At 37.0% G+C, this 25,060-nt stretch carries 20 protein-coding genes; 14 read left to right on the forward strand and 6 right to left on the reverse strand.

What is annotated here, in order from left to right:
* Nucleotides 1-73 precede the first annotated feature (73 nt).
* Complete coding sequence (locus K9M53_RS13200) at nt 74-2,587, reverse strand: PAS domain-containing protein (protein ID WP_224015636.1); 2,514 nt, start codon at nt 2,585-2,587, stop codon at nt 74-76.
* A 397-nt stretch (nt 2,588-2,984) separates the two neighbouring features.
* On the opposite strand from K9M53_RS13200, the gene K9M53_RS13205 reads away from it, so the two are divergent.
* The 11 genes from K9M53_RS13205 (at nt 2,985) to K9M53_RS13255 (ending at nt 12,840) form a co-directional block, all read left to right on the forward strand.
* Nucleotides 2,985-3,611 carry a response regulator gene (locus K9M53_RS13205; RefSeq protein WP_224015638.1) on the forward strand — a complete coding sequence of 209 codons (627 nt, stop codon included), beginning with the start codon at nt 2,985-2,987 and terminating at the stop codon, nt 3,609-3,611.
* A gap of 216 nt (nt 3,612-3,827) precedes the next feature.
* Nucleotides 3,828-5,765, forward strand: a complete 1,938-nt coding sequence (locus K9M53_RS13210) for a TonB-dependent receptor plug domain-containing protein (RefSeq protein WP_224015640.1) — start codon at nt 3,828-3,830, stop codon at nt 5,763-5,765.
* Nucleotides 5,753-6,313, forward strand: a complete 561-nt coding sequence (locus K9M53_RS13215) for a YfiR family protein (RefSeq protein ID WP_224015642.1) — start codon at nt 5,753-5,755, stop codon at nt 6,311-6,313. The genes K9M53_RS13210 and K9M53_RS13215 overlap by 13 nt, the downstream gene beginning before the upstream one ends.
* A gap of 42 nt (nt 6,314-6,355) precedes the next feature.
* Nucleotides 6,356-7,750 carry an ATP-binding protein gene (locus K9M53_RS13220; protein ID WP_224015644.1) on the forward strand — a complete coding sequence of 465 codons (1,395 nt, stop codon included), beginning with the start codon at nt 6,356-6,358 and terminating at the stop codon, nt 7,748-7,750.
* Nucleotides 7,751-7,770: 20 nt separating this feature from the next.
* Nucleotides 7,771-8,229, forward strand: coding sequence for a response regulator (locus K9M53_RS13225; protein ID WP_224015647.1), 459 nt, complete (start codon nt 7,771-7,773; stop codon nt 8,227-8,229).
* On the forward strand, nt 8,226-9,677 hold the full coding sequence (locus K9M53_RS13230) for a PAS domain S-box protein (RefSeq protein ID WP_224015649.1): 1,452 nt from the start codon (nt 8,226-8,228) through the stop codon (nt 9,675-9,677). Before K9M53_RS13225 ends, K9M53_RS13230 begins: the two co-directional genes overlap by 4 nt.
* A gap of 93 nt (nt 9,678-9,770) precedes the next feature.
* Nucleotides 9,771-9,992 carry a helix-turn-helix domain-containing protein gene (locus tag K9M53_RS13235; RefSeq protein ID WP_224015651.1) on the forward strand — a complete coding sequence of 74 codons (222 nt, stop codon included), beginning with the start codon at nt 9,771-9,773 and terminating at the stop codon, nt 9,990-9,992.
* A 268-nt stretch (nt 9,993-10,260) separates the two neighbouring features.
* Nucleotides 10,261-10,740: a hypothetical protein gene (locus K9M53_RS13240; RefSeq protein WP_224015653.1), complete on the forward strand. Its 480-nt coding sequence runs from the start codon at nt 10,261-10,263 to the stop codon at nt 10,738-10,740.
* A 65-nt stretch (nt 10,741-10,805) separates the two neighbouring features.
* Nucleotides 10,806-11,465, forward strand: coding sequence for a hypothetical protein (locus K9M53_RS13245; protein WP_224015656.1), 660 nt, complete (start codon nt 10,806-10,808; stop codon nt 11,463-11,465).
* Nucleotides 11,423-12,199, forward strand: coding sequence for a sensor histidine kinase (locus K9M53_RS13250; protein ID WP_224015658.1), 777 nt, complete (start codon nt 11,423-11,425; stop codon nt 12,197-12,199). Before K9M53_RS13245 ends, K9M53_RS13250 begins: the two co-directional genes overlap by 43 nt.
* Entirely contained in the window at nt 12,196-12,840 is a 645-nt protein-coding gene (locus tag K9M53_RS13255; RefSeq protein WP_224015660.1) for a response regulator transcription factor, read from the forward strand. Before K9M53_RS13250 ends, K9M53_RS13255 begins: the two co-directional genes overlap by 4 nt.
* A 361-nt stretch (nt 12,841-13,201) precedes the next feature.
* On the opposite strand, the gene K9M53_RS13260 is transcribed toward K9M53_RS13255, so the two are convergent.
* From K9M53_RS13260 to K9M53_RS13270, 3 genes are read right to left on the reverse strand one after another with little or no spacing between them, the layout of a single operon-like run.
* Nucleotides 13,202-14,584: a di-heme oxidoreductase family protein gene (locus tag K9M53_RS13260; protein ID WP_224015662.1), complete on the reverse strand. Its 1,383-nt coding sequence runs from the start codon at nt 14,582-14,584 to the stop codon at nt 13,202-13,204.
* A gap of 15 nt (nt 14,585-14,599) precedes the next feature.
* Complete coding sequence (locus tag K9M53_RS13265; RefSeq protein ID WP_224015665.1) at nt 14,600-15,670, reverse strand: imelysin family protein; 1,071 nt, start codon at nt 15,668-15,670, stop codon at nt 14,600-14,602.
* A gap of 28 nt (nt 15,671-15,698) precedes the next feature.
* Nucleotides 15,699-16,925 carry a hypothetical protein gene (locus tag K9M53_RS13270; RefSeq protein ID WP_224015668.1) on the reverse strand — a complete coding sequence of 409 codons (1,227 nt, stop codon included), beginning with the start codon at nt 16,923-16,925 and terminating at the stop codon, nt 15,699-15,701.
* 198 nt (nt 16,926-17,123) lie between these two features.
* Between K9M53_RS13270 and K9M53_RS13275 the strand changes: the two genes are divergently transcribed.
* Both K9M53_RS13275 and K9M53_RS13280 read left to right on the forward strand, forming a co-directional pair.
* On the forward strand, nt 17,124-18,338 hold the full coding sequence (locus K9M53_RS13275) for a sensor histidine kinase (protein ID WP_224015670.1): 1,215 nt from the start codon (nt 17,124-17,126) through the stop codon (nt 18,336-18,338).
* Between the two features lie 457 nt (nt 18,339-18,795).
* The gene (locus K9M53_RS13280; RefSeq protein WP_224015673.1) at nt 18,796-22,446 is read left to right on the forward strand and encodes an immunoglobulin domain-containing protein; all 3,651 of its coding nucleotides are present in this window, start codon (nt 18,796-18,798) and stop codon (nt 22,444-22,446) included.
* Nucleotides 22,447-22,568: 122 nt separating this feature from the next.
* Here the strand turns inward: K9M53_RS13280 and K9M53_RS13285 are convergent, their stop codons facing one another.
* On the reverse strand, nt 22,569-22,745 hold the full coding sequence (locus K9M53_RS13285; RefSeq protein ID WP_224015675.1) for a hypothetical protein: 177 nt from the start codon (nt 22,743-22,745) through the stop codon (nt 22,569-22,571).
* A 49-nt stretch (nt 22,746-22,794) separates the two neighbouring features.
* Here K9M53_RS13285 and K9M53_RS13290 point away from each other — a divergent pair, with 49 nt between their 5' ends.
* Nucleotides 22,795-23,805 (forward strand): metal-dependent hydrolase, encoded by a 1,011-nt coding sequence (locus tag K9M53_RS13290; RefSeq protein ID WP_224015677.1) that lies wholly within the window; start codon nt 22,795-22,797, stop codon nt 23,803-23,805.
* A 1-nt stretch (nt 23,806) separates the two neighbouring features.
* Here K9M53_RS13290 and K9M53_RS13295 read toward each other — a convergent pair whose 3' ends face one another.
* The gene (locus K9M53_RS13295; protein ID WP_224015679.1) at nt 23,807-24,985 is read right to left on the reverse strand and encodes a phospholipase D-like domain-containing protein; all 1,179 of its coding nucleotides are present in this window, start codon (nt 24,983-24,985) and stop codon (nt 23,807-23,809) included.
* Between the last annotated feature and the right edge of the window lie 75 nt (nt 24,986-25,060).

A 25,060-nucleotide genomic window follows, 5' to 3' on the forward strand; every position in this document is an offset into this window, starting at 1 on the left:
TGTTTGGCAAAATTATTTTATTCTACCTAAACATAGAGTGATTTTATACAACACTTACAACATAGCCAATAAATTATGCAGCGCTGTTCTTTCTTTCGTTAATGAATTGTTTAGGTATTTTAAAATCTACTGTAAGCTTGCAACCTTTGCCCGGACTAGATTTTATCGCAACATTTCCATTGAACAGATCTGCCCGACTTACAATGTTCTGCAATCCTACTCCTTTACTTTTTTGCGTAGTATCAAAACCTACACCATTATCTTCCACAATTAGCTGCAACTTATCTATATCCTGGTAAATGGTGATGGTTACTTTATCTGCCTGCGCATGTTTAAGAATATTATTTACCTGCTCCTGCACAATTCTAAAAATAGCCAAAGTAAGCTTTTCGTCCAGCAGTTCATCATTTATACTATTACAATTCATCCGGAATGAAATATCGTTTACCTTATTAATGCTGGAAATAAAATCATTCAATGCGTCTAACAAACCTATGGCTTTTAAAGACGGCGGCACTAACGATTTAGACAAAGAGCGAATTTCATCCATTGCCATATTTAAAAAGCCAATACTATCTACCACAAGGTCTTTACGGAATATTTCCCCGCTGTTTAAGGAACTTAAATATAATTTTACTGTTGCCAATGTAGGATTAATGTTATCATGCAATTCTTCTCCTAAGAAAACATGTTCTTTTTCCTGGGCGGTAATAACGGCTTCGGTTATCTGCTTTTGTTGTTGCTTTCTTTCTTCCTGCAAACGTTCTTCCAACATTACTTTATCTGTAATATCCTGCTTAAACCCAAGCACATGCACTACATTTCCCTGTTCGTCTCTTTCAATAATTAAAGCGGCCTGTATATATTTAACAGCGTTATTAGTATCTATTATGCGAAAACTAAGCTCCTGCGTATCATGATATTTTACCGCATCCTCCATTGTTTTATTTACATATTGTACATCATCCGGATGAACGTGCTTGATAAAAAGGCTATACGTTGGCGGTAGTTCATTGGGTTCATATCCGTAAACACGGAAGGCTTCGTCAGACCAGGTTACTTCGTTTGTTAAAAAATTATTTTGCCAGCTTCCGAAATGCGCCAGCTTCTCTGCGCCCTTCATCAGTTTTTCCTGTGCAGCTATTTTTTCATAACGTTTTTTTAATTCCATCTCGGCATTCTTTCTTTCTGTAATATCGGTGATGGACATATTAATTGCCAGCGCTTCATTATTATTACCGGCAATTTTAAACAGCTGAATAGAATACCATTTCATATCTCCTTCCCTATCTTCATAATTTATTTCATAAGAGATATTATTACCCGCCAAAACATTTTCCATCCTGGCTTTCATTAAGGCTTTTCTTTCTTCCTGGAAGTAATTCAAAATATTTTCACCTTCCATTAATGTACGATCACCAATATTATTATCGGTAACAATTTTTGCTGCTTGCTGGTTAAATGACAGAATGCTTAGATCCGCATTGATCAAAACATATGCAATACTTGTGTTTTCAAAAATATTGCGCAGGTTGGCTTCTGATTTTTGTAGCGACTCTTCCACCAGTTTCTTTTCGGTGATATCAGTAGTAATACCATCGATGCGTACCAGCACTCTATCTTTATTTAAGGTAGGATTGATCTTTGTTTGAACCCAGCGTATTGTTTTATCGGTATGAATGATCTTATATTCAAGTGAAAGCGATTTACCGATCAATAACTTTGAAATATTCTTTTCAATAATCCCCTGGTGTTCTTTCACGATCACCACCTGCCATAATCTTGAATTGCTTACAAAATCCTGCGGTTCGTAACCATATATTTTGGTACATGCCGGCGACATCTGCAAAGCCGTAAAGCAAGGCTTATCTTCTATATAATCAACAGAAAAAGAAAAAAATGCTTCTTCTATATTTTCAAACAGCTTTTTTAATTCATTATGCGCCTTGGTCAAATGTTCGTTTGCTGCTTTTAAACTTTGGCTCATTGCAATCAATACTTCACTTTGTTCTTCGGCTTCTATGTTTTTACCGATCTCAACTCCCTGTTGTATTTTTTTCTGTGCAGATTTTTTAAATTGATGTGCAAGAATACCGCTAAAGCAAAATACTGCTATAGATAAAGCTGTATGACCATAGGTTTGCAATACTGCATACTTAGGATGAGCGAAATAATACTTCCAACCCGAAAATTCTATCTTACTTAAAACAATATTATTCAACACCATTACAATTGCTAATGGTATTTGAAGTTTCCAATTGCGATACCAGATCAAAACGATGCTTCCGATAAAAGCGAAGAAATACATTTCGATCATTCCATTCATCTGGTATAAGAACTGAATAGTGAAAACGCCGAATATAACGCTCAGCACATATCTACATAGATTATTTTGCACCAGAAAATATCTTGCAGAATAATAAGCTATTAATGAAATGCCCCCAATAAAAATGCCAATTGGCCAGGTATTAAAGAAGAAGGAGAGCAATAAGCCAATAAAGAAAAGGCTAATTACATAATAGTTCACTAACTTGTCGGAGCGCTTATTCATTTTAGCATAAAACTCGCTCAGCTCACTTTCGCTCATAGGATTTTGTTTTAAACAATTAATAGTATTGCTTGGACTTTAATTTATATATAATAGCTGTCAATAAACATGCAAACATCGGTTTCATACATATCGTTTTTTCTCAATGCATTAAAGTTTAAACACTAAACTGTTGAAAAAACCGCTTTGTATGCAAAATTGCGCTGAACAAAAATCCAGCGCAACCAGCATTTATAGTGATTTCCGAGGTAAGCTCAGGCCAGCAAGTATGCACTGCTGATATGGATACGAATACGTTCTTGTGGCACTGCTCTATCTTATTGCATTGCTATTAGCTGTACAAAGGTGCTGCGAAAATTATTTATGCCAATACATGCAATCCATATGTTTTATGTAGAAAAATTATTACTTTTATTAACGTTATACTCTATAAAAGATGAAAAAGTTTTTGCTTGTAGATGATCATCAAGTGGTTAGGTCCGGTATCAGATCATTACTTCTAACAATGTTTAAGCCGGCTGAAATAGAAGAAGCGCCGGGCGGTGACGAAGCTGTTGCTAAATTAAAGAAAAACAGTTTCGACCTGGTCTTAATGGACGTTCAAATGCCTAATACAGATTCTTTGGGGTTGGTAGAATACATCTGTACGCAATATCCCGGCACTAATATTTTAATGTTTTCAATGAGTGCAGAAAACATTTATGCAAAACGTTTTTTAAAAGCAGGCGCTAAAGGTTTTCTTTCTAAAGATGCCTCTGCAGATGAGATAGCAAAAGCCATTAACTTAACTATTAACGGAAGAAGATATATCAGTGAATCCTTGGCTAATTTATTGGCAGAAGAATCTGTTGCAGATAGAAAATCAAACCCTTTTGACGGACTTTCTAAAAGAGAATTTGAAATCGTATCTTTACTATTAGCCGGTAACGGCATAAGTGATATATCAAAAGCACTTAGTTTACAGGTATCTACTGTAGGTACTTACAAAGCAAGGTTATTTGAGAAGCTGAATATTTCAAATATCCTGGAATTAAAAGAATTGGCTACATCTTACAACATTTGATCATTTTACAGTTTTAAGAAATTTCCTTTAAAGACTTTCCTGTTACTAACGGTTAGCAATAGCCTATTTTACACAACTGAATAATTGCTGTTGCAGCAAAAGAATGTTGCTTTTTAAAACATCTTTAGTTATCTTGCAATACAGCAGCATTTAATTACGGCATAAGTGAGTAAATAAGGCTAAAAGCCTTACCACCAAGACTAAAACTATTACTATATGACCTGTAGAGAAAATCAACGATCCTGCCAGTGCCATATATTTATTCTAGCAATAACTGTTGGTCTATTATGCTGTAACAGCATTACCGCACAAGTAGCTGACAACTCTGTTAAGAAGCTGAAAGATCTAAGCCTGGAAGAATTAATGAATATAGAAGTGACTACTGTTTCCAAAAAAGCAGAAAAGCTTGCAGAAGTTGCATCAGCCATACAGGTTATTACACAAGAAGACATTCGACGCTCGGGCGTTACCAATCTTCCGGATGCATTGCGACTTTCTCCCAATTTAGAAGTAGCACAAATAAGCGCTTATGCATGGATCATAAGTGCAAGAGGTTTTAATGCAGCTTTCTCTAATAAATTATTAGTAATGATAGATGGCAGGGTCGTATATTCTCCACTTTTTGCGGGTGTTTTTTGGGATGCACAATCTGTTTTACTGGAAGATGTAGATCGTATTGAAATTATAAGCGGTCCGGGAGGCACCATATGGGGCGCAAATGCAGTAAATGGCGTTATTAATATTATTAATAAAAAAGCAACCGATACACAAGGATTGTATGCATCTGTTGGCATGGGCGATTTTTTAAAAAATGAAGCATCTATACGTTACGGCGGAAAAGCGGGAAAGATTTTTTATTACAAAGCATACCTGCAGCGCAATGATTATGGCGCTACCATGCGTTCAACCAATAATACTGTAAATAACGATGCATGGTTTTTAACGCAGGGCGGATTTAGATTGGATTGGACATCTTCTGCAAAAAACATTTTTATGTTGCAGGGCAATCTTTATGGAAGTGATGAACAAACAGCTCCTTCAAAATCTTCTTTCACCGGGCAAAATATAGAAGGGCAATGGGCGCATCAATTTTCGGATAGCTCACAACTGATCATACAGGCGTATTATGATCGTACCTGGCGACATGATATTCCAAGCACCATTAGTGATAAACTGGAAACATACGACCTGGATGTGCAACATAATTTCAATTTAAATAAAACAAACAGTTTGGTATGGGGATTAGGATATCGTTATATGCACAATGAAAGTGAGCACAGTACAACGTTCCTTGCCTTTTTACCTGAAATAAAAGACATGTATTTGTTCAGCAGTTTTGTGCAGGATGAAATTTCAGTGGCGCATGACGTTAAGGTAACAGTAGGTGCAAAATTGCAAAACAATAATTATACACAATGGGAAGTACAACCCAGCGCCCGTTTAGCATGGACTCCCAACGATCAAAATACAGTTTGGGCAGCATGTTCAAGAGCTATACGTGCGCCAAGCCGAATTGATAAAGATTATTACTTACCTGCTTACAGGGTAATGTCTCCCGATACTCCTAATGTTGCCGGAGGTCCTAATTTCAAATCAGAATCTGTAATTGCATATGAGTTAGGTTACCGGGTACAACCGTGTTCAAAATTGTCTTTATCGCTGGCAACTTTTTATAACCAGTATTATAACATATACAGTGTAGAGGCAATACCTAATACGCTTACATACCAGATACAGAATGGAACAGAAGCGGACTCAAGAGGTATTGAACTTTCAGGATTATATCAGCCGTTTACTATATGGAAATTACGTGGCGGCTATTCTTATTGCTTAGTAAACATGTGGATCAAACCCGGTCACGTATATAACAATTATGCTGATTTGGCAAATGATCCGCAACACATTATATCTTTGCAGTCAATGCTTGATTTACCGAAGAACTTCCGGTTTAACACCACTATTCGTTATTCCGGTAGTCGTCCGAAACCCGCTACTGCCAAATATTTCACGTATGATGTAAACATTTCGTGGACTTATAAAAATATTGAGTTGGCAGTGATAGGACAAAATTTATCACAGGCGGAACATGTTGAATACGGGGGACAATCACAAATTCCCCGGTCGGTTTACGGTAAACTTACATGCAGGCTTTAAAAAACATATCGTATAAAGTATTGTGCACATTGATTTTATTAATGTGCAGCGACTTCTATTCATTGGCCAAAACAGAGCAAAGCAGAGAGTTCCAGGTAAAAGCTGTGTTCCTGTTCAACTTTACCCAGTTTGTTGATTGGCCTCCTGCTTCCTTTACATCATCACACTCAAACATTGTCATCGGTATTTTAGGAACAGACCCTTTTGGATCTTACCTGGAACAAACAATAGAAGGTGAAAAAGCAAATGGACATCCACTAGTGATCAGGCATTTTACCAGCACAGATGACATTGGAGCATGCCATGTATTATTTATAAATGTACAGGACAAAAAAAAATTACAACAGGCCATCGCCAGTTTAAAAGGAAAAAATATTCTTACAGTTAGCGATGATGCTGCTATTCTGCCTTCTGGAGGAATGGTGCATTTCATAATTAAGAATGATAAGATACAATTGCAGGTGAACCTTGAAGCTGTAAAAGCAGCCAATCTTACCATGAGTTCAAAATTGTTGAGGTTGGTTGAAATTTATGAGCCGGAAAAATAATAGAAGATGCTATTTAAAAATTTGCCCATACAAAAGAAGTTAATGAGGATAAATTTCCTCATCAGCCTCATTATATTAATTGTGATGGGCATCTCTTTTTTAGCATTTGAACTATATGTATTCAAAAAATCCAACACTGAAAAGTTAATTACTATTGGCAAGATGATCGCTTCGAATAGCTCGGCTGCACTTGCTTTTGACGATGCACAAACAGCCACAGAAATTCTTAACGGGCTTAAAGAAGAATCTCATATTACCGCCGGTGTTTTGTATAAAAATGAGGTAGTATTTGCAAAATTTTCCATTACTAACAGTGATCCTTTACCCTTAAAACCCGGTACAGAAGGCATTCATTTTACTTCAAATTCTATCGAGGGATTTGAGCCTGTACTGCAAGGAAATAAAAAACTAGGAACATTATATCTGCGTTCTGATCTAAAAGGGATCTATACCCGCCTGCAATTGTATGGTATTGTTATACTATTTGTGGTTTTGCTTTCTTTTTCATTAGCTTATTTGCTGGCAAGGGTTTTACAAAAAAGTGTTTCAACGCCGGTCAAGCTGTTATCGGAAACCGTTAAAAAGATCACAGAAAAAGGAAATTATTCGTTTCGGGCAACCAAAATAAGTGAAGACGAGTTGGGTTCTTTAACGGATAATTTCAATAGCATGCTGCAAAAAATTCAAGAGCAAAATCAACTGCTAAGCGACTTTGCACAAAATCTTGAACAAAAAGTATATGAACGAACCATTGAGCTGGAAACAGCCAATAAAGACATGGAATCTTTTTCCTATTCTATTTCTCACGATCTGCGTGCACCCTTACGAAGTATCATTGGCTTTTCTACAATACTGGAGGAAGATTACGCCAACAAATTAGATGACGAAGCAAAAAGGATCACTTCTATCATTAAAACAAATACCACTAAAATGGGTTTATTGATAGATGACCTTCTATCTTTTTCAAGAACAGGCAGGCAGGGAATCATTAAAACCAATATCGACTCTGATTTGTTAGTACATGAAATTGTTGCTGAGCTGGAAATGAAATCGGAAAATAAAAAGATAGAATGGGTCATTCATTCGTTGCCAAAAATAAATGCGGATATAAATTCATTGCGGCAGGTATGGGTAAACCTGGTCTCTAATGCCATTAAATACTCTTCCACAAAACCAATACCCCATATCGAGATCGGCTCTTTTTTGCAAGATGAGCAAATTGCTTTTTTTATAAGAGATAATGGTGTGGGATTTGATGAAAAATATAAGAACAAGTTGTTCAAAGTATTTCAACGGTTACACACAACCGATGAATTTGAAGGAACGGGCGTAGGTTTGGCCATTGTTGAAAAGGTGATCAGTAAACATGGGGGCAAAGTATGGGTAGAGGCAGCCCTTGACAAAGGGGCTACGTTTTATTTTAGTTTACCGAATTAAAAACCATTAAAATAAAATTTATGAATCCAAATTCCGTAGAACTGCTATTAGTGGAAGACAGCATCCACGATGCCGAATTAACCATTCGTGAATTAAAAAAGCACAACATGGCCAACAACCTTTACCATGCTAAAGATGGGGAGGAGGCAATAGACTTTATTTTTTGCACCGGCAAATTTGAAGGCAAACGGCAAATAACCAATTCGCCCAAAATGGTACTGTTGGATATTCAGATGCCTAAAGTAAATGGCATTGAAGTATTACAAAAGATCAAGTCGGATGAACGTACACAGGCAATGCCCGTCATCATCTTAACATCATCAAAAGAAGATCCGGATATAAAACGATGTTATGAATTAGGCGCTAACAGTTATATCGTTAAGCCCGTTAACTTTGAGCGTTTTGCAGAAGCTATCCGGAACCTAGGCTATTATTGGCTATTATTAAATGAACAGCCCATTCCTAAAATCAACAAATGAGTAAGTTGCTAAAAATATTAATACTGGAAGATAGTATGCTGGATGCAGAAATGGTTCAGCGTTCGTTGAAAAAAGAAAATCTTGTTTGTGAATTTATCATAGCACAAAGCAGGCAGGAATATGTTTCTGCACTCAATGAAGAGGATCCTGATGTTATCCTTGCAGATAATTCCTTGCCGCAGTTTGATGCGACCGAAGCGTTGAAATTAATACGCCAACGTTCTTTGTACACCCCTTTTATAATGGTTACCGGTTCCATATCGGAAGAGTTTGCGGTGGACATCATCAAACATGGTGCGAATGATTATATTTTAAAAGACAGGTTGATACGTTTGCCTTCTGCCATAACAAGTGCATTAAAGCAGGAACAGGCAGAAAGAGAGAAAGAAAAGGCTTTAAAAAAGCTGATACAAAGCGAAGAAAAATTCAGGAACCTCTTGGAAAGCGCTCCCGATGCAATGGTTATTGTAAATGAAAAAGGAACGATACTTTTAATTAATGCACAAACAGAAGAATTATTTGGTTATACAAGAGAAGAAGTAGCCAGCAAGCCATTAGAGGTGTTAATAGATAATGAATTTGATGAGGCGTATTCTTTACGTAATGTAAGTCATCTTAAAAAATTACAGAAGAAACAACCTAAAGGCGCCTGGGAGTTTTATTGCAGAAAAAAAGAAGGACGAACTTTCCCTGTTGAAATAAGAGTGAATCCTTTAGAAACATCAGAAGGACAGCTGATCATTGTTGCCATACGTGATATTACAGAACGAAAAAAATCGGAACAGATACTGCACCAGATGGAGCAGGAAATATTGAAGCAACAAATACAGGAACAAAAAAGAATTTCAAGAGCTATTATAAAAGCGCAGGAAAAAGAAAGAAATCATATAGGACAGGAATTACATGATAATGTGAACCAGATATTGGTAAGCTCTAAATTGTATTTGGATATTGCAGGTAAGAGTAATGATATTGTAAAAGAGCTGGTAAAATACCCGATCGAATTAATAGAAAGCTCTATTGCTGAAATAAGACAATTGACAAGAAGATATGTTACGCCTTTAAAAAACATCAATTTAAAAGATTTGATTGTGGCGCTTCTTAGTAATATATCAAGCAACACATCTACCAAAACCAATTTAAGCTATAAGCTTACGGAAGAAATTGAAGACGATCTTAAGCTGAATATATATCGCATCATACAGGAACAATTAAACAATATCGTTAAACATGCCGATGCCAAAAACATATCTGTGTCTTTAAGTATCAATAAAGAAAATATTGAGATCAATGTAACCGATGATGGAAAAGGTTTTGATGTTAAAAAGAAAAGAGATGGTATCGGCATTTCAAATATCATCAACAGAATAGAATCTTTTAATGGCAATATCAATATTAAAAGCACTCCGGGACAGGGTTCTAAAATAGATATATTACTCCCCTATTAAAAGAGTTTTGTAGTAAGTTTACTACACGGCTTGTCGGGATTATTCTATCTCGACTCCTCCTGCTTCCTCTAAATTTGTTTGCAAAAATAGATAGTGACAGCAGAGCATACCTTATTAATTACATTGGGATTAAGAATAAAAAATATTCGGAAAGACAAAAACATGACCCAATCGGCTCTTTCGCATAAATGCGGTTTCCCAAAAGGCACTTTATCAAGGATAGAAAAAGGAAAAACCAACCTAACCATACGTTCATTATGGAAAATATGTTCGGCATTGGAAACCGAAATGGGAGAACTGTTTACTAATCTTTAATTCACTAACTCCTCTACATAAAAAAATCTCCGGTCTTTTAAAAAAAGAACCGGAGCGGTATTCGGACCCTAAGTAGCCCACAGGGAAAAGATATAAACGGGCGCCTACTAAAGTATTTTCGTATATACCTTACCGTTGTAAACATAGATCGATCACCACTTATTACCGGTGGGGAATTTCTCAATGTAGCGGGGAAATTTCCCCTATTGCTTTTTATGTTTTATTTTCATCTTGTAAAATCTTTAACCTCAAAAACAAATACTAAACCATGAGTGTTCCAAATCAAATCTCCTTTGCGGGAAAAACAGAGTACACAGTAGGCGATGAGCCAACAGGAATGATTACCTACATGCTGGACCCAGACACTACCGGCGGCATGCCCATTACTTCTGATGTTTATCAGAAAGGTGTAGTAGCTTATCTTGAACAGGCAAGCGATACATCTGAAGACCTAGCTGCCGTTTACTTCAGCAAACAATTATTGTTATTTTTACTGTCGTTTGATGAATGTACAGGGATAACCTTCTCCAGGTATTTAAAACCGGACGGGACACAATCTCTGGCAGCATTGGCAGTAGATGAAAACAAAATGAGTCTGGGTTGGAATCCATTAACCAAAGGATTTACAGATGGAAAGTTTGTTGCTGCCGAATGGGCGCATACAAGCACGCAGGCAACAGCTAAAAAGTTTTTAAAAGCCAGCTTACCTGCAGGATTCGATTTTGAGCGGTTCTTTAAATCGCTTTAGTTTCGCCCCATTTGATCCGAAAGAACTTATGAGATTTCTTTTTTTTAACACAAGCAGTACCTGTTATGAAACTGAGTTTGATCATTTATTATATCATATTGTTTACGGCCTGCATCCTTTCTGTGATCAGGATAAAACATGATAGGCGGCTGCTTGTGTTTGCTATTTTATTAATTACCTCCCTGTCCGAAGAATTATTATTTGAAGTGCTGGAGTATAAAAAAGTAGGAAAGAATTTTTATTTCATTTACCATTTTTTTGCTCCCGTTTATTATGGACTATTTGCCTATTATTTTTCTTTAGCTGTACCAAAAGGAAAAATTCGCAACAGCATCCGCATTTCAATTCCCCTTTTTACCATTGCTACTTTGGCGATCTCCTTTTCACAGGAAAGTTTTAAAGTATTTCCCGGTGTACAGTTAAACATCATCGGCGTTCTATTAATTATTAATTCTCTTATTGCTTTATTTCAATTGGATGTACGCGATCGTACACCTCTTTTGCGTCGTCCTATTTTTTGGATCAGCATCTCTACCTTATTTTTCTATTCCGTTCTTTTTTCTTTAAATGGTTTTTTTAATTATTTGATGAAACACAATTTTAATTTGGCAGTGAACCTTTATCAGCTACTCAATAATAATCTTAACTATTTGTACTATCTTCTCATTATTATTGGCATGCTATGTTCAAAACCGATACAGAAATACTCATTACAATCCTCCTAGGATGTCTGTTGTTTGCAATATTGGCAATTGTTATTATTTGGGTGATCATTAACTATAAGAGAAGACAACAAAAACACTTTTTAGAAATTGAGGCTATGAATGAAGAGTTTGAAAAACAATTGATGCGATCACAGATCGAAGTGCAGGAAGCAACATTTTCTGAATTAAGTAAAGAGCTGCATGATAATATCGGGCAGCTATTAAGCAGCACTAAAATGCTGATAGGGATTACCGAAAGAAAATTGAGCGATCCACCCGAAAGCCTGTTGATAGCTGATGAAACATTGGCCAAAGCCATTCATGAATTACGTTCTCTTTCAAAATCACTGGATAAAGAATGGTTACAGCAATTTAATTTTATCGACAATTTAACCAATGAGATCAATCGCATTAATATAGCCGGCGAACTTAAAATAAAATTCATTCACCCTTCCTCGCTTCCGTTAAAAGCAGATGAACAGATCATCTTATTCCGAATTGTACAGGAAGCTGTTCAAAACGCCATAAAGCACGGACGCTCTAATTCTATCGGCATTACAATTACTGAAAGATCTTTTTTATTATTCATTACCATTGAAGATGATGGAAAGGGGTTTGACACCAGCCTTCAATCAAAAGGAATGGGTTTACGCAATATTGAACACCGCACTCATTTATTAAAAGGCACCGTAACGTGGAAATCTGAAATGGATGCAGGAACAACCATAAACATACAATTACCAATTCAGTCATGAGAAAAATAGCTATCGGACTTGTAGATGATCATCAATTATTTTTAAAATCCTTAAGTGTTTTATTAGATGGAATAAGCACATATGAAGTGGTAGTAGAAGCGTTGAATGGAAAAGACCTGCAGGAAAAGCTGCTTGCCAAAAACAGTACACCGGATATTATATTAATTGATGTGAATATGCCGATAATGAATGGCATTGAAACAGCACAGTGGCTGCACGTCAATTATCCCGCAATGAAACTGGTAGCATTGTCAATGAATGATAATGACAGAACCATTATAGATATGATCAAAGCAGGATGTTGCGCCTATCTTTTAAAAGATACACATCCCAACGAATTGGAAAAAGCCTTAAATGAGATCAACACACAAGGCTATTATAATGGTGATATAGCCAACATTAATTATCGCCGTTTATTAACGTCTGCCAACGAAACTGAAAACATTTCTTTTACTGAAAAGGAAAAAGAATTTTTGCAACTTGCCTGCAGCGATATGACGTATAAGCAAATTGCAGGCATCATGAACATTACGGAAAGAGCTGTTGACAAAACACGGGAAACATTATTTGAAAAGCTGCAAGTGCAAAGCCGCGTTGGGCTTGCATTAGAAGCTATCAGAAGAAAGCTTGCCACACTTTAAGTACTCTCTCACTTTCTTTATCTATAAAATAGTTTGTGTAGAAAATTTCTTACACAAAAATATCCCATCTTCTTACATATCAATAACTCAACCTAAAGCATCTTTGCATTCCAAAACAATGATAGCTACATATAATGCATTATAACCTAGAAAAACCTTTTTGATTATTAGATTTCATTGTGCTTACCTCTAAACAAGAAAAAAATAAAAAAGCCGAAGTTTTAGCTTCGGCTTTTTTATGATGGGAAATTTCCCATTATTGTCAATTTGCTTTTATACTATTTTGGCTTTGGTAATCAAGCAGTCGATACTTTTACAAGTATCGAGAAGCGTAAGACGTTGTTCTTACGCTTTTTTACTTTTATAATGATTCAACAAATTTGATTATCCTGTTGCGATCGTCTTTATTCAATTGCATAAACTGATCTCTGGATTGTTTCGCTTCTCCATCATGCCACAGTATAGCTTCTTCAATAGTTGTAGCACGCCCATCATGTAAAAAATAAGGAATACCATTTGCTTTATCCAGCAGGCCAACTCCCCAAAGTGGTGCTGTACGCCAGTCTTGTCCACCTGCTAAAAAATCAGGGCGATTATCAGCTAGCCCGGGTCCCATATCATGCACTAATAGATCTGTATACGGATGTATGCGTTGGTTAGATAATTGTGCCAATGATTGATTAATTTCTGTTTGCATAGTGGGACGATGACAACCGGAACAATTAACCTGGTTAAATAAATATTCTCCGCGTTTTATATCATCATCTGTAACATTTCGTCTTGCCGGCACAGCCAATGTCTTTACATAAAAAACTGTATAATTTAAGAGACTGTCCACTATTTCCATGGGAAGTTCTTTGGGCACGGCATTCATTTGCGTTTGCCCAAATGCGCTTTCAACCGGTTGCACATAACTGGTAATTCCCATATCCTGCTGGTAAGCGGTAGCTACCTGCGTAAGCAATGTGGCTGTATTTGCTTTCCAGCCAAATCTTCCTATTAAAGTTTGATGAGTATATGCATCATATACATAGTTTGCTTTGCCACGTATACCATCATTGTTTGCATCATTTGGATCTTGAAAAGAAAGAATAGTTTGTTCAGGTACCAACTCCAACAAGCCCATACCTACTACCGGAGGTGCTAAACGAGGTGATAACATATAACCCGCAGGCATTGGAATGTAAGACGATGCAATACTATATGTTGGTTTCTTTAATGTCGTTGTATTCCCATCCGGATAAGTCACTGTTACATTATCATACACAATAGGATTGAACGTTACTTCGGGGGCAGCGCCAAAAATATGCTGATCCTGCAATTGCCCTCCAAAACCATCAGGTGTTAGCGGACCGCCATGAGCATCACTACCGGGAATGCTTATACGAAATAACATTCCTGAATTGCTGAATCCCATAGTAGGAATTCCTTCACCATCATGGCGATGACAGCTGATACAAGATACATTGTTAAATACAGGCCCTAATCCCGTAAAGTTTGGACGGGAGTCCACTACAAATGTTTGCGAGAAAGTAGCATCACCTAAATCATGTACACGGGCATCGCGTTCGCTTAAGCCATCAATAGCACTGCTTAAGGCATGGGAAGTTTCATCAAAAGTAGTGGCCGATCCTCCACTTAAACGACTGTCGTAGCCATCATCGGGAAAAACGCCGGCTTTGTTACACATAGAGAATGTGCCAACTAATAATGCTAATCCAAATATGATATAAAATTTTCTCAATTTATTACTCTCCAATTAGTCTTTCACGTATGTTGTAACAAAAGTGGTCAGGTCATTATCCAGCAACACTTTCAATTCACCCAACTTATCCATTGTTTGCTGCACTAATGAGCGTTGCGTATAGATAGCCTGCTCGTATGGCAAGGTGATATTATTAAACGAATTGATCGCCTCTGTGATCTTTGCCTGAATTTGATTGTCTAAATTTTTATTCTTCAATGCTACCAGGTCTTTCAAACCTCTACCACCATTCAATCCCATGTATACATTTTGAATACCGATGATATTATTTTTAAAATCAGTAGTAGTATTATTGGAATAAGGAGATTCCGTAATGGTTGAATCATGTGCATCAAAAGGTTCTTTCATTTTTCCTTCTCCAACCTCCCCGCAAATATCGCTCATAGCTCCGATGATTGCTAAAAACACATCTTGCTTGGTTTTAAATTTATTATTGCTGCTGCTTGGATTTAATATTTTCTGAGCATAGTTATCTCCACCAGCAGTCCAGCTTTGTAATAAAGGCAATGCATTATTTGTATAAAGATCGTCTGATAAGCTTACTGCATATTTTAATAAACGGGGAGTATCTGTAAAATTAGTAACGGTACGTCCGCTTCCTCTACCGAATAAAACGAATTCAATTGGATGATAACCACGCAATGATTGCGGCAGGTTGGCAATATCTGATACTTCCAACGGGTTGCTACTTGTTATGATCGAGTCTAATTGAGTATAGTCTGTAGGCCAGGTATCAGTGTTAGGATCATAATCATTATCCTCGATGGGCCCAAACAAGAAACCTTCACATTGTTCCCAATTTACACGAACGTTTTTCCAGGCTAATTTTGCTGCCTGTAAATTAATAGTAGTTGGATTATTATGTAATGTATCTACTGCAATGTTCAATACATTTGCTGCAGCAGCTAAGCCTTGGTATTGTGGGATGGCTGTTCTGTTTACAAAGTCATTGATAACAGAATCCTCCTGTTGTGTAAAATCAACAGCAGGTGTAGGTGTATCATCTTTGCTACACGCTGTTAACAATAATACCGTTGCGGCTATTAAGTAGGTTATTTTTTTCATACAGTTATTTTAATTTTAATAGTGAATACTAGAAAGAATACCCGATTCCTAAATTCAGGAATTGATTGTTTTGCTGATAAGGCAATGCATTCGGCGGCGGATTAATTACCAATGCTGAATTTTGCGGGCCGGTATGCATTAAACGAACATCAGCTTTAATTACAACATTAGGTATTGGTAAATATCCCAATCCAACTATTATATGAGATTGTTTTTCTGTTCCGTCGTAAATAGAATTCGAAGCTAAAGAACTGTTCAGGTCCAGCATTTCATAACGTACAAAAGAGATCAGTTCTCCTTTATTTTTCTTTTTATATAACCAATCATAAGCAGCTTCTGCATAAGTACCATACATACCGGTTGCTAAATTTTTTGCATACGCAAGGTTTATTTTATTTGCATCAGGATAACTGATGTAAGCAAACAATGCTTTTGCACTGAAGCCTTTATGATTGTATTGAATATCGCCTTCTCCTAAATAAACAGGTGTACCAAAACCTCCGCTGTTTAAATTCAAACTATCAGCAGCTCTGCGATTCAACCCTACTGTACCGCCTGCATATCCTGATACCTGGAATAGAAAATCGCCCGGCTTGTATTGTACTGAACCTGTTAGTGCTAAATTATTCGCAGTACCATCACGACCTTCTGCCCTGCCATCACGAATACCGCTACCATGGTCAAAGCCTGCGCTGTTTAATCCATTTAAAATGCCCAATGTATAATTAACAGGAGCATTTTTAAAAGATCCGTATAAACCAACTCCTAATTCCCTCCATGTGGCAGGGATAATTAATTGCTCTACTATCGGGCGTTCTACGCCGTTAAAATTTACCGGCAAATGGTTTTCATTTAATATACCAATACGTGGAATAAATAAACCCGCTACTAAATATTGCCTGTCGTTTAAATTGAATTTTAAAAATGCCTGTTCCATTGCGGCCTCACCTCCACTGCCATCTACTTTTGCATCTTCTACTTCCAGTTCAGAAAAGAAAGCTATTTTTTCATTAAAGCGATGACCGACAAAAAGTACCGCTCTATCTAAATTCATCTGCGAAAAACCTGCATTGAAATTTCTTTGATAAGAAGCGCTTCCGTAACCGGATATAACTGTTCTATTATTCTGCGATTTACCGGCGTGTAAAGAATCTTCGTTGGTTAGAATAAGTTGTTGAGCGGGAGTTCTTTGCTGAGCCTTGGTATTACTAAAAACAGTTATTGCCAATAATGCTACAGATAGGAATTTTTTCATGGCGCAAAATTGAGGGTACGCGGATCAATAGCGCTTTCTAAATCGGGAAATTTTTGTGCCGTATGAGGAATTTTTTAACTAACTACCTGCTAATGAACGATAAAACGCTACCAATACATGCAAAAAATAGCATATTTATTTGTTGCTAAATAAAACAATTGGGCGAAATAATTTTGTAAATTTGTTTACTACCTCTTTATGACAAGCGAACAATTGAAATTATTAGTGGATACGGTTCAGCAATTATCGATGGCCCGTAGCCTTACTACAATAATGCAAGTAGTAAGAAAAACTGCCCGAAAACTTACCGGGGCTGATGGTGCTACCTTTATTTTACGCGACGGGGATCTATGTTATTATGCAGATGAAGATGCGATAGCACCTTTATGGAAAGGGCAGCGCTTCCCCATGTCTGCCTGTATAAGCGGTTGGGCCATGCTTAACCGTAAGCCTGCCATTATTGAAGATATTTATAAAGATGAACGCATTCCTGTAGAAGCATATCGCCCCACATTTGTAAAAAGTTTGGCAATGGTGCCGATAAGAACCGTTAACCCGGTTGGAGCTATAGGAAATTATTGGAGCACTGAACATGCTACCACTAAAGATGAATTGGAATTACTACAATCATTGGCGGATATAACCTCTGTTTCAATCGAAAATGTATATATATACAAAGAGTTAGATGATAGAGTGAAGCAACGTACGGAACAGTTAGAGTTTGCCAATAAAGAACTGGAATCGTTTTCTTATTCTGTTTCTCATGATCTGCGTGCGCCATTGCGTGCCATAAGTGGCTATACACAAATATTAAATGAAGATTACGGAAAGCAACTGGATAAAGAAGGTAAGCGCATTATGGACAATATCAGCAACAGCACGGTTAGAATGACAACGCTGATTGACGATCTGTTAGTGTTTTCAAGATTGGGACAAAAAACGATCAACAGGACGTCCGTTAATATGTATGAGCTGGTGAACATGGCAATAGCGGAGCTAAATAAAACCGTTGATCATAAAGCTGAAATTAACGTAAACAAACTACCTGTAATTAATGCGGATTATAATTTGATGCACCAGGTAATATTCAATTTAATTTCCAACGCCGTTAAATATTCTTCCAAAAAAGGAAATGCACGGGTCGATATCAGTTGTACAGAGCATGAAACTGAATATATTTTTTCTGTAAAAGATAATGGTGTTGGATTTGATATGAAGTATGCCAATAAATTATTCGGCGTATTTCAACGACTTCACTCTAATGATGAATTTGAAGGAACCGGCGTTGGCTTATCATTAGTACAGCGCATCATTTATAAACATGGCGGCAAAATATGGGCAGATGCAAAGCCCGATGAAGGAGCTACTTTTAATTTCTCTGTTAAGAAAGAAGAAAGTTTTTTAAACAATTGATAATCCCCCTCACTGTTTTATAAAAAGAAGGCTTTCATAAGAAAGCCTTAACTAAAACAAGAACTGGAAAAATTGCTACCTCGTGCCGGGTTAAAGTTGTTCCAACTGCTCTGCACTATTAGTAGTTAGTTTACCCCGGACTTAATTTTATCAAGCGTTAGCAGTACAAATGTAGGCGCAGCTATATTCTATATTCAGCGAGATAAGGAAATTGATTTACGTAAAAAGAAAAACAAGTTATTTTCATTTATCAGCGTAAATATTTTACTCCCCTTTTAATACAGTAAAAAAATAAATACGATCAGAATCGTTGATAATTATCAAATTCCATTTGAATAATAGCAATTTTTCCGGCAATAGCACGATTATACGTAGTAATTATTCGACAAACAAAAAACTTGCTGCGTTATATCCAGACAAGTCAATGTTTAACCATTTAAAATCTCTGTGTTAACCTATGAAAAGCCTGACACACCTATCACCAATAGGTCAAGTATCTCTATTAATTATTCTGTTGAGTGTGCTTTATATAAAATCAAATGCACAAATAACAGAGATCTACACCGACTTTGGCGGTTACTGGAAATCCACCACTACAGCAAACAGTAGTACGCAGCCCAACTTAAGTCATAACGTATTAGCGTTTACATATAGCGGTACAACGTATTCTACAGGTGTAAATGACGCTATACTAACAGCACATTCTGTAACCAATACTGCCGGCACTTTTAAAGCTTTGCCGATTAGCTCTATTGGAGGCACCATTGCTTCAGGCAACAGCACTTTTATTTTATTACCTTCCTCGGATGATGGAGTAGCTAACGGGACAGCCAATCCATTGCCCTCTGTTCGTATGAATGATGTATTAACAGATGGAACCAATGGCTTGAACATAGGAAGTGGTGTAACGAATATTCCTGTAAATGCATCCATGAGTTTTCCCGTAAGCAATATCGTTAATTCGGCTATCAGTGATTCCAAACCCGATATATTGTATTCACAAATAGCAGCTACCGGTGGCAACTCTGATAGCTTGTATTTTGTGACGGCGTCGGGCACACGAGTGGGGAGCGCTATTGGTGTAGCCTGGGGAGCAGTACCTTCTTTAGGAAATCACTCTACTGATCTGTATACATTAACAAATGGAGCTACTTGTGATGCAGCTGTGATAACGGGTGTAAATGCAACGGCTAATCAAAAAGAAATAAGGCTAACTGCTTTTAAATTATCTGAGTTTGGTATCACTGCAGCAAATGCTTCTACTGTTGCTACATTAAAAATAAAACCCGGCGGTGCCAGCGATCCGGCATTTGTTGCTTACAATGCAGATGCATTTTTTATAGCAACCCCTGTAATTACTACCAATCCTCAATCACAGGTTGTTTGTCCTTCTTCCAATCAAAATGCAACATTCACTGTGGTTGCAACAGGAACAGGGCTTACGTATCAATGGAGAAAAAATGGTGTTACTATTTCGGGAGCAACTTCATCAACCTATACTATCAGTAATGTTGTAGCAGCAGATGCAGCTTCTTACGATGTAGTGGTTACTAATACTGCAGGCAGCGTTCAAAGCCAGGTAGCTTATTTGAATACATATATTACTTCACAACCTTTACCTGCTACACAAACAATTGCTACCGGCAACAGTGTAACGTTAAGTATAACTGCATTCAACGCCAACAGTTATCAATGGAAAAGAAATGGAGTAGATATTTCCGGAGCAACTTCATCAACATATACTATTAACCCGCTTACTACTACTAATGGAGGAACCTTTACCGTATCCGTTATAAATAACAGCAACAGCGGATGTGCTACTTTATTAAGCTCCGCAGCAGTAGTAACGCCAACGACTACACTATATTCAAAAACGACCACATTAAATGCTGTTTCCAACTGGACAGTTAACTCTGATGGAAGTAACGGAAGCTATCCTGTTGATTTTACAAGAACAGAACATACTTTTATTGTTCGCAGCAATGCTTCTACCAACGCTGATCTAACTATTGCAGGAACATTGGACGTAAAAAATGCTGCAGTAACAATAACACCGGGCACCACATTAACTGCCGGAAAAATCACTCGTTCCGGAACTACCGGCTCATTGATCGGATCATCTACATCAAATATTACAGTTGGTTCATCGGGTGTAACAGGTAATAGTGACCTATATTTTAATTCGGGTAATCAAACACTTAAAAATCTAACTGTAGCAACAGGCGGAAACGTTACCTTACGCAACGGGTTAAATATTGTAGCAGGCAGTTCATCAGGCACGCTAACAGTAAACAGCGGCGCCACATTTAACACCTCAGATTCATTAGTATTAAAGAGTGATGCAAGCGGAACAGCAAAAGTAGGCAATTCTGCAGGTACTATTACCGGCAAGGCTACTGTTGAAAGATATATTACTGCCAAAAGAGCATGGCGCTTATTAACGGCTCCGGTTACCAACTCTAATACTATTTATAATTCATGGCAAAATAATGGCGTATATACTTCGGGCAAAGGCACCTTAATTACAATGCCTACTCCTGTTACTGTTAATGGAGGAATGGACCAGGGAATTAACGCCAATTATTCTATGAAGACATTTAATACTGCTACCCAGGCATTAAGTAATATTGTAAATACAAATGCAGCTATCTCTCCTACTAATACTGGTAGTGCAGATAATATCGGGTATTTTATATTTGTTCGCGGAGATAGAAATCCTGCAACAGTTGCTAACCCAACCCTTACAGTAGTGCCCGTTTGTTCTACCACCTTAAGTGCTTTAGGAAACCTGCAAACAGGCAACCAGGTATTTGCAGGCAGCAGTGTTGCCGGCAAGCTTGCATTGATCGGTAATCCTTATGCTTCTCCCGTTGATTTTAGTAACCTGACTTTAAAGAATGTCATTCGCAGGTTTTATGTTTGGGATCCTTCTATCAATGTTTCAGGTGCTTACGTTTTAATGGATGATGCTGATGAAGACGGCATTTACGATAAAACAATTACCGCAAGTGCACAAACCAAAGTAATACAATCAGGACAAGCATTTTATGTGCAAAGCATTGCTTCTGCTCCTGCATCGGTAACTTTTACTGAAAGTGCCAAATCTACTACCAATACACCATTGGTATTCAGACCGGCAAATGCAACAGCAGCTTTACGTGTAAATTTTTCTTTGTCAGAAGATTCATTGGTAGATGCAACATTAGCTCAATTCAATAATTCTTTCAGCCCGGATGTTGACTGGCAGGATGCTTCTAAACTAGCTAACTCTAATGAAGGCGTATCATTGATAAGGAACAATAAAAGTCTTTCTATTGAAAGAAGACCAATACTAACGGAAAACGACACACTATTTATTAAGTTAGCAGGAACAACTGCACGCAGTTATCATTTTAATTTTATTCCCGAGAATTTATCGAATGACCTGGAAGGAACATTAGTAGATAATTATCTGCATACAACTATACCTGTTAGCCTTATTGATAGCACATCGGTTGACTTTGCTGTAACGACAGAAGCTGCCTCTACCGGTGCTAATCGTTTTATGCTCATATTTAAACCTGCAATGACGTTACCTGTAAAATTTGTCTCTGTGCAAGCTGCAGGTAGCAGTTCCGGAAATACTATTAACTGGCAAATGTCAAACCAGACAGATGTTTCAAAATACGTAGTAGAAAAATCTACAGATGGAAAAACATTTATGGACCTAACTATCATAAATGCCACAACTTCTCCTAATTACGCTACAATTGATAAAACAGTTACAGACAAAAACAACTTCTATCGTATAAAAAGTATAGAATCAAATGGAACAGTTGACTATAGCAGTATTGTAAAAGTTTCTGCGGATAATACAGGAAGTATCAGCCTCTATCCTAACCCCATCATCAATAACAATACTGAAATACAAATTTCCAATATGCAAAAAGGAATATATAAATTAAGATTGACAGATGCTTGCGGCAAGACGATCTATTCAAAAGAAATAAAGTATACAGGGGGTTCTGCTAAGCAATCGCTTTCTCCGGGCACAATTGGAAAAGGGTCGTATCTCTTACAAATTCAAAAACCTGATAACAGCGGCGAAACAATTAAACTTATAAACTAGTTTCATAGTGTTTGTTTTGGATAAAAAAAAGGACGATGAACAACATCGTCCTTTATCTTTTTAGCTTTTATATTTTTTTTGCGAATTATCTTCTACAACTTGAGCATGGCGTACTATTTGATTTATGGTCCTTGTGTAGCGGGAGGAATTTCTGTTGGTGGCGTTTTAAAAGGATCTTCATCAGGAATTATATCGGGGTCTTCTTTAGGAATAGTCGGCTCTTCCGGAATATGATCAGGAGGAAGCTCAGGGCCCGGCTTAGAAGGAAACTCCTGTGGTTCATTTTTTTTAGGCTGCATGTTGCAAAAGTTTATGTAACTTATTAAACACATTAATTGTACCAAAACAATGGATTCTCTTACACATATTGTTTTAGGCGCCTGTATCGGTGAAGCTTTTTTTGAAAAGGGCTTTGGAAAGAAAGCAATGTTTTGGGGAGCATTGGCACAAAGCATTCCTGACATAGACTTTATTGCTGGTTCATGGTTAAGCACTACAGAGAATCTGTTAGCACACAGAGGATTCACACATTCTGTTTTATTTGCGCTCCTTATCTCGCCGGCATTTGCATTAACCGCAGAGCGTGTTCATCGTCCTCACGATATCTCATATAAAAAATGGCTGTTCTTTTTTCTTACAGAAGTTTTTTTACACTTGTTCCTGGACAGCTTTAATAATTACGGCATAGGCTGGTTAGAACCGTTTAGTCACCATCGTTTTTCATTTAACATTATTTATGTAGCGGATCCTTTTTTTTCAATAGTTCCGGGAATTGCTTTTATTGCATTGATCTTTTTGAACCGGTTTCATGCACATAGAAATTTTTGGTGGAAGATCGGTTTACTAATTCCGTTTATTTATTTAAGCTATTGTGCATTCAATAAATTTAACATTGATAAAGACATCAAGGAAATTCTTGCTGAAGAGCATATTTCCAGTAACCGCTTTCTAACTACACCTACCTCTTTCAACAATTGGCTTTGGTATATAGTAAGTGAAAATGATAGTGGTTATTATATTGGTTATAGATCTGTATTTGATACAAAGAAGCAAATAAGCTTTCATTATTTTCCCCGAAACAATTATTTAGCAACGGAATATAAAAGCAAGGAGGACTTTCTACGATTACTTCGGTTTTCTCAACATTATTATACCATAGAGAAGTGGCATGATACCACCGTGTTTAACGATCTTCGTTTTGGGCAAATATTAGGCTGGCAATATCCTTACAACAAATTTGCCTTTCATTATTATTTACAATATCCTGATGAAAACAAAACTGTTGTTCAACGCGGCAGGTTTGAGCAATGGAATGAAGATGCAATAAAAAATCTTATTACAAGAATAAAGGGTAATTAATTTATTGTCTCTCTTGTTTAAAATAAAAAGTAAAAAGATAAAAAATTACTCTCACCAGGTTATAACATATTTGCTGCCATATTCTTTTAATAAAATTATTATGCCTGATAAAATCAGCTTCTGTGATCCTTTCGCAATCTGCTGCAATAATCGCTTGTAACATTTTTTCCGCTTCTTTTACAAATTCACTATCCAACACATCCATATTCAACTCAACACTGGCATAGGCGCTGATATTATTCACATTGTACGATCCTACTGTTATCCATTCTCCATCGCAAACACTTAATTTACTATGCAATATATTGGAACGATACTCATACAATTCAATGCCATTCTTTAGTAACCATCGATATATATGGCGCTCTGCATGTTTTGCAAGCGTTACATCAGATTTACCGGTAGCGATCACCACTACTTTTACTTTTCTTTTTGCCGCTAAAGCAAGGCTTCTTTTAATTAGTCTGCCCGGCAAAAAATAACTTGACATGATAATAACATTCGATTGCGCCTCCCTGATCGTTCGTACATAGCTTTTGGTAATTTCATTCTTACCCCTTACCCAATCATTTCTTCGAATAGCTACCAGGCATTCATTTTCCGTAGACGTATCAATTGTACTAACAGAAGGAAAATTTCTTTTTTTACCCCAGCCGGATTTATTCCACAATGCCCGACAGACCTGATACAATTTTTTGTTTACTTCGCCTTCTGAATATAGTGCCCAATCCATCCATGCATTTTCATTTGGCATATCATTATAGCGATTACTTATGTTAATGCCTCCTACCAAACTATAATAACCGTCTGCCACTACAACTTTATGATGCAGTCTTCTCCCAAAATAAAAATGCCTGCTACGTAAAACAGGCTCAAACCAACGAAAGAAAATGCCGCTCTGTTTTAATTGTTGCACAAAATGTTTTGAAAGTCCTTGTGATGCATAACCATCTACTAAAACAAAAACCTTTATTCCTTTTGTTGCAGCCTTTATTAATGCATCCGCCACCAGCCTGCCTGTCTCATCTTCTTCAAAAATGTAGGTCTGTAAATGAATAGAAAACGCTGCCTTATCAAATAAAGTCAATAGTGTATCAAAATATTCTTTGCCCCCATGAATGAGTTTTATCTTATTGTCAGCGGTATATCCTGCTGCTTTATTCTTTTTGGTGGAAAGCATTGAAGTAAGTTAATACAAATGACAGTATGCTGAACAGTTAGAGGAAAAAATTGTAATAGCAGATAGAAAGAGGTG

Source organism: Ferruginibacter albus, from assembly GCF_020042285.1.
GTDB classification, from domain to species: domain Bacteria; phylum Bacteroidota; class Bacteroidia; order Chitinophagales; family Chitinophagaceae; genus Ferruginibacter; species Ferruginibacter albus.